Below are 16243 nucleotides of genomic sequence, written 5' to 3'. Positions count from 1 at the left end.
CCAACGTGCTCGACCAGGGCATCCGCACCGGCGACATCATGGCCGAAGGCGCGAAGAAGGTCGGTACCACGGAGATGGGCGACGCCATTCTCGCCGAGTTCAAGGCGCTCTCGGCCTAAACGACGACCGATCCCAAACAGCGTCACACTGACGCCAACGGGCCTACGAAAACAAACACCTCCGGAGCGCATCCGGAGGTGTTTTGCGTTTACGGCCTTGAATTTGCCAAAAGAACCGACACATCGGGGAAGACAGCCCGGGCCGCCCGGCGCAGCAAGCGCCCTGCACCAAGCCCCGACAGGAACAGACAATTGCCGCGCGATCTGGCCGGCAGGACGGGAAAACCATGAACCGACCACTTGCGGCCACCGGATGGATCGTGCTGACGACTGCCGTCCTCGTGTTCGCGCTCATCCCGCTCGATCCGTTTCTGTCGCAGCGCGCTCAGGGCCTGCCGGACAGCATCGTCACCTTCAATGAACGGATCACCGATTTCGGTACCTTTGGCTGGATGATCTATCTTTCCGGCGCCCTGCTCGCGGGAGCCTTCGTGCTGCGACGGGCGGCAGGCCAGGGGCCGCTTCAGAACAAGGCGCGCGCCGCCCGCGATCTCGCCGCCTATTTCCTGCTGACGATCGGCACGGCCAGCGCCCTCGTGCACACGCTGAAGGTCCTGATCGGCCGGGCACGACCGGAACTCTTTGCCGAACTCGGCGCCTACAGCCTGACGCCGTTCGCCACCAGTGATCTCTATGAGAGCTTTCCGTCCGGGCACTCGACCGCGGCCGGTGCGTTTTTCGGCGTCTTCGCCATGCTGCTGCCGAGACTGAGGCCGCTGTTTCTGGTCCTGGCGCTGACGATCGGTGTTTCCCGCGTCATCGTCGGCGCGCACTATCCGAGCGACGTCGCCGCCGGGCTGCTGCTCGGCCTATGGACATCGGTGATGATGGCATTTGCCTTCGCAAAATACGGCCGCCTGTTTCATCTCGGCCCGGGTGGGTGGCCGCTTGCCGGACGCAGCGAACCGACTCAATAAAAAGCCGGCGCGGAAGACCGCGCCGGAGTCAGGAGAGCCATAATAGCTCGGGGAAGAATTGAGGTGCTCCCGGGATGTGTTCTCTCCGGGAGCGCCGGGCTTAATCCATCGCGTGGATGTCGCGATCCTTCGTTTCCGGCAGGAACAGGAGGCCGATGACCAGCGTGATGCCTGCAAAGACGATCGGGTACCAGAGGCCGTAGTAGATGTCGCCCTGGGCAGCACTCATCGCGAAGGCCGTAGCCGGAAGCAGGCCACCGAACCAGCCGTTGCCGATGTGGTAGGGCAGCGACATGCCGGTGTAGCGGATGCGGGTCGGGAAGAGTTCGACCAGCAGGGCGGCGATCGGGCCGTAGACCATCGTCACGTAGATGACGAGCACGGTGAGCACCGCGATGATCGTCGTCCAGTTGACGCTGGCCGGGTCCGCGACCATCGCGTAGGTGCCGCCGCCAGCGACCGTGTAGACGGCCATTTCGGTGGCAGCGCCCACTTCATCCTTGGTCAGCAGCTTGTCGGCGATGAGCTTTTCGGCCGGAACCATGGTCTTTTCGCCGCCGCGCACTGCGGCTGCATCGAGCGACAGTTCCGGGTTGGCGGTGACGAAGCCGTCAAGCTTGGCGTCCGGAACCTTTGCCGCACCACGAACCAGCGGATAGCCGGCATTGTGGAGCGCCATGTTGGTCTGCTTTTCGAAGGCGGCGTTGGCAGCCTTGGCACCATCGCCAGCAGCAACGGCGTCGTAGCTGTTGATCGTGGTGTCGCCGACCTTGACCGTCGCTGCCGTGCCCGCTGCTGCCGTCGTGACGACGTCATAGGGAACGGAGTTCTTGGTAAGGAACGCGGTTGCAATGTCGCACGAGGTCGTGAACTTCGCCGTGCCCGTCGGGTTGAACTGGAATTTGCAGTCGCCGGGAGCCGCGGTCACCGTTGCGCGAACGGTTGCCTGGGCTTGGGCGAGTGCAGGGTTACCGGCCCAGGTCAGTGCCTTGAACAGCGGGAAGTAGGTAAGCATGGCGAGCAGAAGGCCGGCCATGATGATCGGCTTGCGGCCGATCTTGTCGGAGAGCCAGCCGAAGAGCACGAAGAAGCCCGTGCCGAGGATGAGCGAAGCGGCAACCATGATGTTGGCCGACTGCGCGTCCACCTTCAGAACGCCGGTCAGGAAGAACAGCGCGTAGAACTGGCCGGAATACCAGACGACGGCCTGGCCGACGACGGCGCCGAACAGCGCGAGCAGGGCGATCTTGGCATTTTTCCACTGGCCGAAAGCTTCGCGCAGCGGTGCCTTCGAGGTCTTGCCCTCTTCCTTCATCTTCTTGAAGGCGGGCGATTCGTTCATCTTCAGGCGGATCCAGACGGAAATGCCGAGCAGAACGCAGGACAGCAGGAACGGAATGCGCCAGCCCCAGGCGGCGAAGGCTTCCTTGCCGAGCGCGAACTGCACGAGCAGGATCACCACCAGCGACAGGAACAGACCGAGCGTTGCCGTGGTCTGGATCCAGGAGGTGAAGTAGCCACGGCGTCCGTTCGGCGCGTGTTCGGCCACGTAGGTTGCAGCACCGCCATATTCGCCGCCGAGCGCCAGGCCCTGCAGCATGCGCAGCACGATGAGCAGGATCGGCGCGGCAATGCCGATCGAGGCAGCGCCGGGCAGGATGCCGACCAGGAAGGTCGACAGACCCATGATCAGGATCGTGACGAGGAAGGTGTATTTGCGGCCGACGAGGTCACCGAGGCGACCGAAGACCAGGGCGCCGAACGGGCGAACCAGGAAGCCGGCGGCAAAGGCCAGAAGCGCGAAGATGTTACGCGTCGTTTCCGGGTAGGAACTGAAGAAGGTCGCGCCGATGTAAACGGCGAGCGAACCGTAGAGATAGAAATCGTACCATTCGAAGACGGTACCGAGCGACGAGGCGAAGATGACCTTCTTCTCCTCGCCGGTCATCGGACGCGTTTTTGCGTCGTCCGCTGTCGCGACATTTGCCATTTTGTTTATCCTCCACTCCAAAACAGCCTGTTGGAGCGCCCATTGGCAGGTCCGGCATTCCTCCCGAGAATGGCCGGACGTGGTGCGCCTGGTGAAGAGGATGGCAGAAAACAACCGATGCAGGCAGAGATGCTTTCGGCTTATGACTTTCGTCTAATGCGGCGATCAATCGCGGCCGGACCGGAGAGCGTGCTGGCGCGCGGCTACGTCTTGACTCTTCCCCAAAACCGCGTAAGAGCAGCGACGAACGAGGAAATCACCACCATGCGACCGATCGGTCCAGCCATCGCTGCTTTGATCCTGCCGGCTCTTGCCGCGGGGCAGGATGTCGATTTTTCGTTCGCTTGCAAAACAACGGCCAAAACGACGACGAAAACCGTCTGACGTCTCTGGCCCTCCGCTCTCTCCCCGGTTTGGCCGGGGACAGGAACCCTCGCGGCAGGTCGCGCGGTTTCCCCCTCACCCGACGAGGAGAGACAGAAAAGAGAGCTTAGATCATGGGTTTCAAGATTGCAGTCGCAGGCGCCACCGGCAATGTCGGCCGGGAGATGCTGAACATTCTTTCCGAACGCGGCTTTCCCGCGGATGAAGTGGTCGCCCTTGCTTCGGCCCGCTCCCAGGGCACGGAAGTTTCCTTTGGCGACAAGACCCTCAAGGTCAAGAACCTCGAAAACTACGACTTCTCCGACACCGATATCTGCCTGATGTCGGCCGGCGGTGCCGTATCGCTGAAGTACTCGCCGAAGATCGGCCAGCAGGGCTGCGTCGTCATCGACAACTCCTCGGCCTGGCGCTACGACGCCGAAGTGCCGCTGATCGTGCCGGAAGTGAACCCGGACGCGATCGCGCAGTTCACCAAGAAGAACATCATCGCCAACCCGAATTGCTCGACCGCCCAGCTCGTCGTCGCGCTGAAGCCGCTGCACGACCACGCCAAGATCAAGCGCGTCGTCGTCTCGACCTACCAGTCGGTTTCCGGCGCCGGCAAGGACGGCATGGACGAACTCTTCAACCAGACCCGCGCTGTCTTCGTTGCCGATCCGATCGAATCGAAGAAGTTCACCAAGCGCATCGCCTTCAACGTCATCCCGCACATCGACGTGTTCATGGAAGACGGCTACACGAAGGAAGAGTGGAAGGTTCTGGCCGAAACCAAGAAGATGCTCGACCCGAAGATCAAGGTGACCTGCACCGCCGTGCGCGTGCCCGTCTTCATCGGCCACTCGGAATCGGTCAACATCGAGTTCGAAAATGAGATCACCGCCGACGAAGCGCGCGACATCCTGCGCGAAGCGCCGGGTTGCCTGGTCGTCGACAAGCACGAGAACGGCGGCTACGTCACCCCTTACGAATGCGCCGGCGAAGATGCCACCTACATCTCGCGCATCCGCGAGGACGCGACCGTCGAAAACGGCCTCAACCTGTGGGTCGTCTCCGACAACCTGCGCAAGGGCGCTGCTCTCAACGCCATCCAGATTGCCGAGCTCCTGGTCAACCGTGGCCTGATCAAGCCGCGTAAGCAGGCTGCCTGAAAACGGCACTAGAACCATTCACTCCCGCCAGGCTCTTTCGGGCCTGGCGGGTTTCCTGTTTCACGAGGGGCCGATCCTTCCCGGATTCACGTGAAACCACGATAAAGTTACCTGCCGCTTGCGGGAGGTGACACGGCCGGCGAAGGCTGGCATTTTTAAGAGCAACGAGATTCGGGCTATGACGGGGTATTTCATGCACAGGGCGAAGTGCGCAGCAGTGGGGCTTGTCGCCCTGATTTCGACTGCAGTTTTTCCGGCGGTGGCATCTGCCGCCCAATGCGGCAATGACGGAAGCGGCTTTGAAGCCTGGGTGCAGAACTTCAAGCAACAGGCTTCCGGCAGCGGCATCAGCCCGCAGGTGCTCGACCGTGCACTCTCCGGCGTCTCCTACAACAAGGCGACGATCCGCGCCGACCGCGGCCAGAAGAGCTTCAAGCTGTCGCTGGACCAGTTCATGCAGAAGCGTGGCGGCCAGGTGATCATTTCCCGCGGCAAGAAGATGAAGCAGCAGAACGCTGCCCTCTTTGCCAGCATCGAGCGGCGCTACGGCGTACCGGCCGGCCCGCTGATCGCCATCTGGGGCATGGAAACCGGTTTCGGCGGCTTCATGGGCAAGGAGCACACGCTCTCGGCCGTTTCGACGCTCGCCTATGACTGCCGTCGCTCGGACTACTTCACCAACCAGCTTTACGCGGCCCTGCAGCTCGTGCAGCGCGGCGACCTGAGCCCGGATGCGCGGGGCGCGGCCCACGGCGAAATCGGCCAGACCCAGTTCCTGCCCGCCAACGTCCTGAAATACGGCGTCGATGGCGACGGCAACGGCCATGTCGACATGGTTCGCTCCAAGGCCGACGCGCTGGCGTCCACCGCCAACTTCCTGCGCGGCCATGGCTGGCAGCCGGGCGCCGGCTATCAGCAGGGTCAGGCGAACTTCGCCGCGATCCAGGGCTGGAATGCGGCAACCGTCTACCAGCAGGCGATCGCCATCATCGGCGCCGAGATCGACGGTCTCTAGGATTTGCGTCTTTCGGAACGATCAGCCGTTCCAACCAGACAAAAGGCCCGGTTCGAAAGAGCCGGGCCTTTTTGCTGAGCGATTACATTCCCGGGCGGGAGAAGTCACCGGTGACCGGGTCCATCACCCAGAGTTCGCCGGTCGAGATGTCGAACCACGCGCCATGCAGGTGGAGCTTGCCCTTGGCCTCGAGGATCTGGACGCAGGGGAACGTGCGCAGATTGGCAAGCGAGTTGCGGATCGAAACCCGCTCGAGCGCGCGCTGGCGCTCCGCCTGGGTCATCACGTCGTTGCTCTGGATCTGCTCGGCCGAGGGCTTCAGAAGATGCATCCAGCGTCCGATGAAATCGCCCGGCGACAGCGGCTCGGCATCGGGATCGAGTGCCGCCTTGATACCACCGCAGCGGCCGTGGCCCATGACGACGATGTCGCTGACGCGCAGCGACTGGACGGCGAACTCCAGCGCCGCCGACGTCGAGTGGTAATGCCCATCGGGCTCGTAGGGCGGCATGAGATTGGCGACGTTGCGCACGACGAAGAGTTCGCCGGGGCCGCTGTCGAAGATCGTTTCCGGCGCAGCGCGCGAGTCGCAACAGGCTATGACCATTGTCTTCGGCTTTTGCCCGGTTTCCGCCAGCGCCTTGTAGCGTTTCTGCTGCTCGCTGAAGCGACCGTTCATGAAATTGTGGTAGCCGTTCAGAAGATAGTCCGGAAAACGCTGCTGCTGCTTGTCCATCGATTGCTCCGCTCGTGCTTCAAGGCGGCATGGCCGGCTTTCGCCCACCCGCACCTCCGTGATGAAAATGATCGCGATCTAAAATTCAATCCACGATGCCATAGGGTGGCGGTCCGTGAACAGCTTCTTCACTTGCGCCGCATCTGATTCGGATGAACCAGCCGGCGCATCTGCACCATCGCCATGGGCGTCGAGAGGCTCGACGCGTCCTGCTCGATGGTCAATTCATCTGCGCCGCGCTTGACGCTCCGCGCGATGATCTCAAATACGCTCGCCGTCGCCATCTGCAAGGCGCGTTCCTCTGAAAGTCCTTCAAGGATCCGAGCGAGAAACACCGCCGCCAACAGGTCGCCCGTGCCGTTCGGCGGGTTTTCGACCAGGCGATGTTCGGCAAGCAGCGCGTGGTTGCCCGAGAGAAAAAGATTGCCGGTCCCGCCGCTCATCATCGGCACGGCGGACGTCACCAGCACGCGGGCCGGACCGAGGCCAAGCGCCGCGTCGAGGATCGCCGTGTTCGTCTCCAGCGTCGCGCCAGCAAGCCAGGCAAGCTCGTAGCGGTTCGGAGTCGCAAGATTTGCAAGCGGCAGCAGGCGGTCGCGAATGGCAACCGCCGTCGCTTCCGGCACATAGAGACCACCGGCATCGCCAACCACGGGGTCGCAGGCATAGATCAGCTTGGGATTGCGCTCCTTCAGCGCCGTCACCAGCCGCGCCACGGCTTCCGCCTGTCCGGCCGAGCCGAGATAGCCCGAAAGCACGGCGCGCACCTCTCCGGCCCAGGGTGCTGCAATGAGGTCATCGACCACCGCCCCGAAATCCTGATCGGAAATGGCGATCCGCGTCGAGCGGCCATGGCCCGGATGCCAGGGGAGGATGACGGTCGGCAGGGCCCAGACCGGATGCCCCAGGGTCTCCAGCGCGAAGACCACGGCCCTGTTGCCCACCTTGCCGCGCACGACATGGCTCGAGATGACGATGACGGCGCCGGGCAGGGAAGGCATTTCGGGCATCGACCAGTCCAATCCTACGATCTCGAAACTCTGTTCACCCGACTGTCACCGCCCTGTCAACAGCCGATGGCAGATAGGCTCCGGAGAAGCCTCTGGCGTTTTCGTGCTTTTTCTTCGATTTTCGAGCAATTTTCGCGAAATTACCTTCGATTTAAATGGATTTAAGCTGTTTTCACGTGAAATTCTCCGATTTTGGGCTCGATTTTGCCGAAATCAGCGTAAAAAGCGGTCGCCATTAGCCATGGTTCTGATAGGGTTTGGCCTATCATGAATGGGAGAGACTTCATGGGCGTGAAATACAATCCGAAGCGGGACAGACACATCGACGCAGCGAAGGCGGCCGCCATCAAACTGGGCGTCGAGGCGCTGGCGCCGGAGATCCTCTTCGGTGGGGCCAGCAACGATGACCTCGATCTCTATTCGGCGGACATGCTGGCGCTGACCGCAGCCCATGCGGCTCGTGAACTCGCCCGCTGGGATGGCGGCAAGCCGCAGGTTTCGGTCGAAGCCGTCGCCGGCATCGCGCCGGGTGGTACCGAGGTATCGGTCATCGCCGTAACCGAACGCAACATGCCGTTCCTCTATGACTCGGTCATGGGGGAAATCACCAGCACCCACCGTGACATTCACCTCGCGATCCATCCCATCCTGGTCAAGGAACCGGGCAAGCCGGCAAAGCTCTTCGATCCGGAAGAGGAAAGCGATCCGTCGCACCGCGTCAGCCATATCCAGATCCACCTGACCAAGCTTGCGCCCGTCGAGGCGGAGCAGCTCAGCAACCGCATCCGCGACGTGCTGGAGCAGGTCCACCAGACCGTGCACGACTGGCCGGCGATGACGACCTTGCTCGATCAGGCCATGTCGGAACTCGAAACCTACAACGCGACGCGCAAGAAGAGCGACCGCGACGAGGCGCTCGCCTTCCTTCGCTGGCTGCGAGACAACAACTTCACCTTCCTCGGCATGCGCGAATACACCTATTCGGGCAAGGGCGAGAAGGCAGCCGTCGAACGCGGCAAGGGCAGGGGCCTTGGCATCCTATCCAACCCGGATGTGCGCGTTCTGCGCCAGGGCAAGGACGCGGTGCTGACCACGCCTGAAATTCTCGCCTTCCTCGATGGCCCGGATTTCCTGATCGTCACCAAGGCCAACGTCAAGTCGGTCGTGCATCGCCGCGCCTACATGGACTATATCGGCGTCAAGCGCTTCGACGCCGACGGCAACGTCGCTGGCGAGTTGCGCATCGTCGGCCTGTTCACCTCCTCGGCCTACACCCGCCAGGCAGCTGAAATTCCGCTCCTGCGCCACAAGATCGAAAAGATTGTCGATCACTTCGGCTACGATCCGCAAAGCCATTCCGGCAAGATGCTGGCCAACACGCTGGAATCCTATCCGCGCGACGACCTGTTCCAGATCGATGTCGGCCTGCTGGCCGCCTTCTGCGAACAGATCAACGAACTCGGCGATCGGCCGCGCATCCGCGTGCTGCCGCGCATCGACCATTTCGACCGCTTCGTGTCGGTCATCGTCTTCGTGCCGCGCGAGCAGTACGATTCGGATGTTCGCGAAAAGATCGGCGACTATCTGAAGACGGTCTATGACGGCCGCGTCTCCGCCTATTACCCGGCCTTCCCGGAAGGCGGTCTCGCCCGCGTCCACTTCATCATCGGCCGCTCCGCCGGCAAGACGCCGCGCATTCCGCAGGCCAAGCTCGAAGAGGCCGTTCGCGGCATCGTCACCCGCTGGATCGACCGGTTTGACCTGCTTGCCCGCAAGGACGGTATCGAACTCGATGTCGACAATGCCTACCAGTCGTTCTTCACACCGGCTGAAGCCTATGCGGATCTCGCAGATATCGCCGCCTGCAAGGGGCCGGATCCGATCCGGATCGAGTTCTATCACTATCCCCGCACCGTTTCGCGGGCCGATACCGCCGAGCTCAAGATCTTCCACGCCAGCGAACCCGTGTCGCTGTCGCGTCGCGTGCCCTTGCTTGAAAACCTCGGCTTCCGGGTGATCAGCGAACAGACCTACGACATCGGCGTCAACGCCCACGGCGAAGAGAAGCGCAAGGTCGTGCTGCACGACATGGAGCTCATCCACCGCGACGGCCACGCGCTGAACCTTGAAAAGTCCGGACCGGCGCTCGAAGAAGCGTTCCTCGCCGCCTGGAACGGCACGACCGAGGACGACAACTTCAACCGGCTGGTCCTGCTTGCGGGCCTCAATGCCCGTGAGGTGACGGTGTTGCGCGCCTATGCCCGCTATTTGCGCCAGGCGGGTATCACCTACTCGCAGGGCTATATCGCCGACACGCTGAACAAGTATCCGGCGATCGCCGCCGACATCTTCAAGCTGTTCGTGACCCGCATGGATCCGAAGCTCGAGGAAAAGCCGCGCGCCAAAAAGTGCAACGCGCTGCTGTCGGCGATCGAAGACGCGCTCTCGGCCGTTCCGAGCCTCGACGAGGACCGGATTCTGCGCCGCTACGTCAACGCGATCGAAGCAACGCTCCGGACCAACTACTTTCAGCATGACGCCGACGGCAAGCCGCGCGCGGTCCTCGCCTTCAAGCTGGACCCGAAGCAGCTCGACGGCCTGCCGGAACCGCATCCGTTCCGCGAAATCTTCGTCTACGGCACCGAGGTCGAGGGCGTGCACCTGCGCTTCGGCAAGGTCGCCCGCGGCGGCCTTCGCTGGTCGGACCGCGCCCAGGACTACCGCACGGAAGTGCTCGGCCTCGTCAAGGCGCAGCAGGTGAAGAACGCCGTTATCGTGCCCGTTGGCGCCAAGGGCGGCTTCTATCCGAAGCTGCTTCCGGTGGGCGGCACCCGCGACGAGGTCTTCAAGGCCGGTACCGAAGCCTACAAGACCTTCATCCGCACGCTTCTGTCGGTCACCGACAATATCGTCGGCCAGGACGTCGTGCCGCCGGCCGACACGCAGCGCCATGACGGCGACGATCCCTACTTCGTCGTTGCCGCCGACAAGGGCACCGCGACCTTCTCCGACACGGCCAACGGCCTGGCGCAGGAAGCAGGCTTCTGGCTCGACGACGCCTTCGCATCGGGCGGTTCGGCCGGTTACGACCACAAGAAGATGGGCATCACCGCCCGCGGCGCCTGGGAAACCGTCAAGCGACACTTCCGCGAGATGGACATCGATATCCAGACGACGCCCTTCACCGTTGCCGGCGTCGGCGACATGTCGGGCGACGTCTTCGGCAACGGCATGCTGCTCTCCGAAAAGATCCGCCTGATCGCCGCCTTCGATCACCGCGACATCTTCATCGATCCGTCGCCGGATATCGATGCCTCCTTTGCCGAGCGTAAGCGCATGTTCGACCTGCCGCGTTCGAGCTGGCAGGACTATGACCGCAAGACGCTTTCGGACGGCGCGATGATCATCTCGCGTGCCGAGAAGTCGGTGACGCTGACGCCTGAGGCGATGGCCGCCATCGGCCTCGACAAGCAGAAGGCAACGCCCTTCGAGATCATGAACGCGATCCTGAAGAGCCAGGTCGACCTGCTCTGGTTCGGCGGCATCGGCACCTATGTGCGCGGCAGCAACGAAACGGACGCCGAAGTCGGCGACCGCGCCAACGACGCCATTCGCGTGGCGGCCGAAGAGGTCCGCGCCCGCGTTATCGGCGAGGGCGCCAACCTCGGCGTTACCCAGAAGGGTCGCATCGGCTTCGGCCTCAACGGCGGCCGCTGCAACTCGGATGCCATCGACAACTCGGCGGGCGTCAACTCCTCCGACGTCGAGGTCAACATCAAGATCGCGCTTGCGTCTGCCATGCGCGACGGTCGCCTGACCCGTCCGAAGCGCAACACGCTGCTCGCCTCGATGACCGAGGAAGTGGGCCACCTCGTGCTGCGCAACAACTACGAGCAATCGCTGGCGATCTCGCTGACCGCCATGCAGGGGCTTGGCAACCGCACGACACTTGGCCGGCTCATGACTCGCCTCGAGGCCGACGGCCATCTCAACCGCAAGGTCGAGACGCTGCCGACCGACCAGGCGATGACCGAGCGTTACCAGGCGGGCAAGCCTTTGACCCGCCCGGAAATCGGCGTGCTGCTCTCCTACTCCAAGCTCGTTCTCTTCGATGAGCTGATTGCGAGCGAGCTGCCCGACGATCCGTACTTCACGGCGACGCTTGAGCGTTACTTCCCGGGCAAGATGCGCAAGGCCTATGCCGGCGACATCCACGGCCACCGCCTGCGCCGGGAAATCATCGCGACGATCCTCGCCAACGAGGTCATCAACCGCGGTGGCCCGGCCTTCGTCTCGACCCTGACGGACGCCACCGGCTTCCTCTCGGCCGACGTCGTCAAGGCGGCGGTGCTGGCGCTCGACGGTTTCGATCTGCCGCGGATCTATGACGAGATCGACGCGCTCGACAACAAGATCAGCGGGAGCCTGCAGAACATCCTCTACCAGGAAGTGGGCCGCATCTTCACGCTCGTCACCGAGCGGACGCTGCGCACCCATGCGGCGACTGGCTCGGTGTCCGAGGCCGTATCGCGCCTCGGCGATGGCCTGCAGAAGCTGCGCGCGACCATGCGCACTGCAGTCTCCGGCGAGAGCGCCGAGGAAGCCCGGTTGAAGACGGCTGCCTTCGTCGAGGGCGGCGTCCCCGCCAAGCTCGCCGAGGAAATCTCGGAACTGGCGCTGATGACGCTGGTGCCCGAGATCATGCAGATTGCCGCGGAAACCGGCGAGACGCTGAGCCGCACGGCGCAAGGCTACTTCGCCGTGACCGACACGCTGCGCATCAACCGCCTGCTGGCGGCGTCCGATCGCGTTCCGGCAACGGAGCAGTTCGAGGCCATGGCTCTGTCTCGCGCCGTATCCGATATCGCCGCTGCCCGGCGCGATATCACCGCGGCGGCCCTGCGCGAGCAGAAGAAGGAGCGCAATCCGGTTGCCGCCTGGGAAGAAAGCGAACGCGTTCGCGTCGCCCAGGCGACCGGCCAGTTGCGCCTTCTGACCGAGAAGGGTGAAACGACGCTTGCCAAGATCACCGTTGCTGCGGGTCTCCTCAACGACCTGGCACGCGGCAGGGCGAAGTAACGGACAAAAATGCGGGCAGTTTTTTCGCCCGCATCCGGTTCCAGACCTTTTGGAATCGGTTCAATTGAAGATAGGCTGCGCCGCGCGTTCGAGGGGACGCGCGGCGCAGTCGTTTCGGGAGGGGACTTTGCAGATTTCGGCCGAGCGGACTGAAGACCAGCCACGTACGTCCCGTGCGGGCATTGCCGGCTGGATGCTGTTCGACTGGGCGGCACAGCCCTTCTTCACCGTCATCACCACCTTCATCTTCGGCCCCTATTTCGTATCGCGGCTGACGGAGGACCATGCGGTCGGCCAGGCGATGTGGGGCTACACGCTCACGGTTTCGGGCATCATCATCGCGGTTCTTTCGCCGGTGCTTGGCTCGATCGCCGACGCCACCGGGCCGCGCAAGCCCTGGATCGCCTTCTTCGCCGTCATCAAGATCGGATCGCTGGCAATGCTCTGGTTCGCGGCCCCCGGCTCGCCGATCCTCTATCCGGCGATCTTCATGATCCTTGCGACGGTCGCGGCCGAGTTCTCGATCGTCTTCAACGATTCGATGATGCCCCGGCTGGTCCCGGAGAAGGACGTGGGACGCATTTCCAACATCGCCTGGGGGCTCGGCTATCTCGGCGGCATGATCGTGCTGATCGCCGTCGTGGCTCTGCTTGCCGGAAGTCCTGAGACCGGCAAGACGGCCCTTGGCATCGACCCACTGTTCGGCCTTGATCCGGCAAAGGGGGAGGATGCGCGCATCACCGGACCGATCTCCGCTGTCTGGTACCTCGTCTTTATCCTACCGATGTTCCTGTTCACGCCCGATGCCACCAAGGCGGCGATGTCGCTCGGCAAGGCAACCGTCACTGGCCTCAGGGAACTCAAGGGCACGCTCGTCGAGCTTCGCGAAAGGCGCGGGATCCTGCGCTTCCTGATCGCGCGCATGATCTTCCAGGATGGCGTCAATGGTCTGCTGGCGCTCGGCGGCACATTCGCGGCCGCAATGTTCGCGTGGCAGACCCTGGAACTCGGCGTCTACGGCATCATTCTCAACGTCGTCGCGATCGGCGGCTGCCTCTGTGCGAGCTGGCTGGATGCGCACCTTGGCTCCAAGGTGATCGTCACCGCCAGCCTGATCTGCTTGACGATTGCCACGATCGGCATCGTCTCGACGGGCCCAGGCTTCACGCTCTTCGGGCTGCTGCCGCTGTCGATGGAAGATACCGGCGGCCTGTTCGGCACCGCCGCCGAAAAGGCCTACATTCTCTACGGCCTGCTCGTCGGCGTCGCCTTCGGCCCCGTTCAAGCCTCGTCGCGCTCCTATCTCGCCCGCAGCGTCAGCCTCGACGAGGCCGGTCGCTACTTCGGCCTCTATGCGCTGTCCGGTCGCGCCACCTCGTTCCTCGCTCCCGCATCCGTTGCGACGATCACGCTTGCCACCGGCTCGGCAAGGATCGGCATGATGGCGCTCATCGCCTTTCTGGTCGTCGGGCTGCTGGTCCTTCTGCGCACGCCCTATCCGGCCGATGACGGGCGCAAAAAAGCCGCCGCATCCTGGGGACGCGACGGCTTCTGACTTTCCGGGCATCCGGGAAGAGCGCGTGGCGCTCTTCCCGAACGAACTCAGTGGCGGAAGTGGCGCATGCCGGTGAAGACCATGGCGACGCCATGCTCGTTCGCAGCCGCAATCACCTCTTCGTCACGCATGGAGCCACCGGGCTGGATAACAGCCGTGGCACCCGCCGCAATCGCCGAGAGCAGACCATCGGCAAACGGCAGGAAGGCTTCGGAGGCAACAGCCGAGCCCTTGGTAAGCGGTGTAGCAAGACCCAGTGCCTTGGCGGCTTCTTCGGCCTTGATCGCGGCAATACGGGCGGAATCGACGCGGCTCATCTGGCCGGCGCCGATACCGGCGGTCTGCCCGTCCTTGGCGTAAACGATGGCGTTCGACTTCACGTGCTTGGCCACCTTGAAGGCGAACTTCATGTCTTCAAGCTCCTGCGCCGTCGGCGCGCGCTTGGTGACGACCTTGAGTTCGAGGTCCTCGACCATGCCGTTGTCGCGCGTCTGCACGAGCAGGCCGCCCGAGACGGTCTTGGCGGCAAGGCCCGGGATGCGCGGGTCCGGCAGGCCGCCGGTCGCAAGCAGGCGCAGGTTCGGCTTGCGCGCAATCACTGCCTTGGCTGCGTCGCTGACAGCAGGCGCGATGATCACTTCGGTGAAGAGCTTGACGATCTCTTCGGCCGTCTCGGCGTCGAGCTCCTGGTTGAGCGCGATGATGCCGCCGAAGGCCGAGGTGGAGTCGCAGGCAAGCGCCCGGCGATAGGCTTCGGCAAGCGTCGGAGCAGTCGCAACACCGCAAGGGTTGGCGTGCTTGATGATGGCGACAGCCGGTGCCTTCTCGGGCAGGAACTCGGCCACCAGCTCGAAAGCCGCATCCGTGTCGTTGATGTTGTTGTAGGAGAGCTGCTTGCCCTGCAGCAGCGTCGCGGTGGCGACACCCGGGCGGTTCTCGCCGGTCAGGTAGAAGCCCGCCTTCTGGTGCGGGTTCTCGCCGTAGCGCATCTCTTCCTTCAAGACGCCGCCGATCACCCGGTGGCGCGGCATCGGCGTGTCGAGCGCTTCGGCAAACCAATTGGAAATGGCGGCGTCGTAAGCCGCGGTGCGGGCATAGGCCTTGGCGGCCATCTTCTGGCGGAAGGCATAGGTCGTCTTGCCGGAAGCAAGCTCTTCGAGCAGCACCGGATAGTCGGCCGGATCGGTGACGATCGTCACATAGGCATGGTTCTTGGCCGAAGCGCGGATCATGGCCGGACCGCCGATATCGATGTTTTCGACGGTTGTCGGATAGTCGCCGCCCTTGGCCCGGACTTCCTCGAAGGGATAGAGGTTGATGATCGCAAGATCGATGGCGGTGATGCCGTGGGTCGACATGGCGGCAACGTGATCCGCATCGTCGCGGATCGCCAGGAGGCCGCCGTGAACGCCCGGATGCAGCGTCTTCACGCGGCCGTCCATGACCTCAGGGAAACCGGTCAGCTCGGAAACGTCGCTCACCGGCAGGCCGGCCTCGGAGAGCGCCTTGTGCGTGCCGCCCGTCGAAACGAGCCGGATGCCCTTCTCGTTAAGAGCGCGCGCGAGCTCGACGACACCCGTCTTGTCGGAGACGGAGAGGAGGGCGGTGCGGACCGTAACCTCGTTCGGGGCGGGGATTTTCTTGGAGGCGACAGCCACAACCATGCTCCTTTGGCGGCGCCGGACGCCCCGGGAGGAAGCTCCGGCGGTTGAGATGGCTGCCCGTTAGCATAGCTTGCCGGGCGAAGGAACCTCGCCGGGCCTGAAGATCGCGATGAATTTGGATCGGATCGATCCAAATTCATCAATGCGACCGTTCCTGAAACGTGACCGGAAAACCTGAGGCGCTTTCCTGCGTGCGCCTGACCTCAAGACAGGCGGCTCAGTTGGCGCGCGAAAACGTCCACTGGATCTCCGGCTGCTGCGCGATCGCAAAGGTCACCGTCAGCTGCTGCGAGGCCCGGATACCCGAGGGATCGGCAAAGAAGATATCCTCCTCGACTGCAAGCTCGCCGTCCTGGCAGGCAAACAGCCAGATCTCGCCGTCGGGCGCCGTCAGGAAGATCTCGCGCGCGCTGTTCTGGCGAATGGCGACTGCGGGGTGAATGTGGAATCGTGCTACGGCAACCCCCGTATCGCCTGCCTCAGGGTCGCTGCCGTCTGTGCGCGACAGCCGGTCGCGGCCGCGGATCATGCGGCCGCCGTTCAGGACGCCGATGCCACGCTCGTGAACGAGGCCGAAGGCGGAAAGGTAGCCGTCATGGCTTGCCGTCACCGACTCGAGCCCGCCC

At 63.4% G+C, this 16243-nt stretch carries 11 protein-coding genes and 1 pseudogene; 7 read left to right on the top strand and 5 right to left on the bottom strand.

Features of this window, described 5'->3' with window-relative positions:
* Nucleotides 1-119: pseudogene (locus L981_RS34760) on the top strand (3-isopropylmalate dehydrogenase); the annotation flags it as partial.
* Between the two features lie 227 nt (nucleotides 120-346).
* Nucleotides 347-1036 carry a phosphatase PAP2 family protein gene (locus L981_RS27065; RefSeq protein ID WP_043623752.1) on the top strand — a complete coding sequence of 230 codons (690 nt, stop codon included), beginning with the start codon at nucleotides 347-349 and terminating at the stop codon, nucleotides 1034-1036.
* 100 nt (nucleotides 1037-1136) lie between these two features.
* On the opposite strand, the gene L981_RS27060 is transcribed toward L981_RS27065, so the two are convergent.
* Nucleotides 1137-3026, bottom strand: coding sequence for an MFS transporter (locus tag L981_RS27060; RefSeq protein ID WP_043623748.1), 1890 nt, complete (start codon nucleotides 3024-3026; stop codon nucleotides 1137-1139).
* A gap of 117 nt (nucleotides 3027-3143) precedes the next feature.
* On the opposite strand from L981_RS27060, the gene L981_RS27055 reads away from it, so the two are divergent.
* The 3 genes from L981_RS27055 (at nucleotide 3144) to L981_RS27045 (ending at nucleotide 5573) form a co-directional block, all read left to right on the top strand.
* A complete protein-coding gene (locus L981_RS27055; RefSeq protein ID WP_043623745.1) occupies nucleotides 3144-3410 on the top strand; it encodes a hypothetical protein in 267 nt (88 codons plus the stop codon).
* Nucleotides 3411-3523: 113 nt separating this feature from the next.
* Nucleotides 3524-4558, top strand: coding sequence for an aspartate-semialdehyde dehydrogenase (locus L981_RS27050; protein ID WP_034800169.1), 1035 nt, complete (start codon nucleotides 3524-3526; stop codon nucleotides 4556-4558).
* 193 nt (nucleotides 4559-4751) lie between these two features.
* Complete coding sequence (locus tag L981_RS27045; RefSeq protein ID WP_043623755.1) at nucleotides 4752-5573, top strand: lytic transglycosylase domain-containing protein; 822 nt, start codon at nucleotides 4752-4754, stop codon at nucleotides 5571-5573.
* An 82-nt stretch (nucleotides 5574-5655) separates the two neighbouring features.
* On the opposite strand, the gene L981_RS27040 is transcribed toward L981_RS27045, so the two are convergent.
* Both L981_RS27040 and pdxY read right to left on the bottom strand, forming a co-directional pair.
* Nucleotides 5656-6309: a carbonic anhydrase gene (locus tag L981_RS27040; protein ID WP_043623742.1), complete on the bottom strand. Its 654-nt coding sequence runs from the start codon at nucleotides 6307-6309 to the stop codon at nucleotides 5656-5658.
* 128 nt (nucleotides 6310-6437) lie between these two features.
* Complete coding sequence (pdxY, locus tag L981_RS27035) at nucleotides 6438-7319, bottom strand: pyridoxal kinase PdxY (RefSeq protein ID WP_043623740.1); 882 nt, start codon at nucleotides 7317-7319, stop codon at nucleotides 6438-6440.
* 285 nt (nucleotides 7320-7604) lie between these two features.
* Between pdxY and L981_RS27030 the strand changes: the two genes are divergently transcribed.
* Nucleotides 7605-12398 carry an NAD-glutamate dehydrogenase gene (locus L981_RS27030; protein ID WP_043623738.1) on the top strand — a complete coding sequence of 1598 codons (4794 nt, stop codon included), beginning with the start codon at nucleotides 7605-7607 and terminating at the stop codon, nucleotides 12396-12398.
* Nucleotides 12399-12525: 127 nt separating this feature from the next.
* Nucleotides 12526-13953, top strand: coding sequence for an MFS transporter (locus L981_RS27025; RefSeq protein ID WP_043623735.1), 1428 nt, complete (start codon nucleotides 12526-12528; stop codon nucleotides 13951-13953).
* Nucleotides 13954-14000: 47 nt separating this feature from the next.
* On the opposite strand, the gene purH is transcribed toward L981_RS27025, so the two are convergent.
* On the bottom strand, nucleotides 14001-15611 hold the full coding sequence (purH, locus tag L981_RS27020; protein ID WP_043623734.1) for a bifunctional phosphoribosylaminoimidazolecarboxamide formyltransferase/IMP cyclohydrolase: 1611 nt from the start codon (nucleotides 15609-15611) through the stop codon (nucleotides 14001-14003).
* A 223-nt stretch (nucleotides 15612-15834) separates the two neighbouring features.
* On the bottom strand, nucleotides 15835-16243 hold a 409-nt coding region (locus L981_RS27015), incomplete at its 5' end, for a heparinase II/III family protein (protein ID WP_043623733.1).

It is taken from the genome of Ensifer sp. ZNC0028 (assembly GCF_000799055.1).
Classification (GTDB): Bacteria; Pseudomonadota; Alphaproteobacteria; order Rhizobiales; family Rhizobiaceae; genus Ensifer.
The sequence above is the reverse complement of the archived record's forward strand: the minus strand, read 5'-3'. Positions and strand labels throughout refer to the sequence as shown.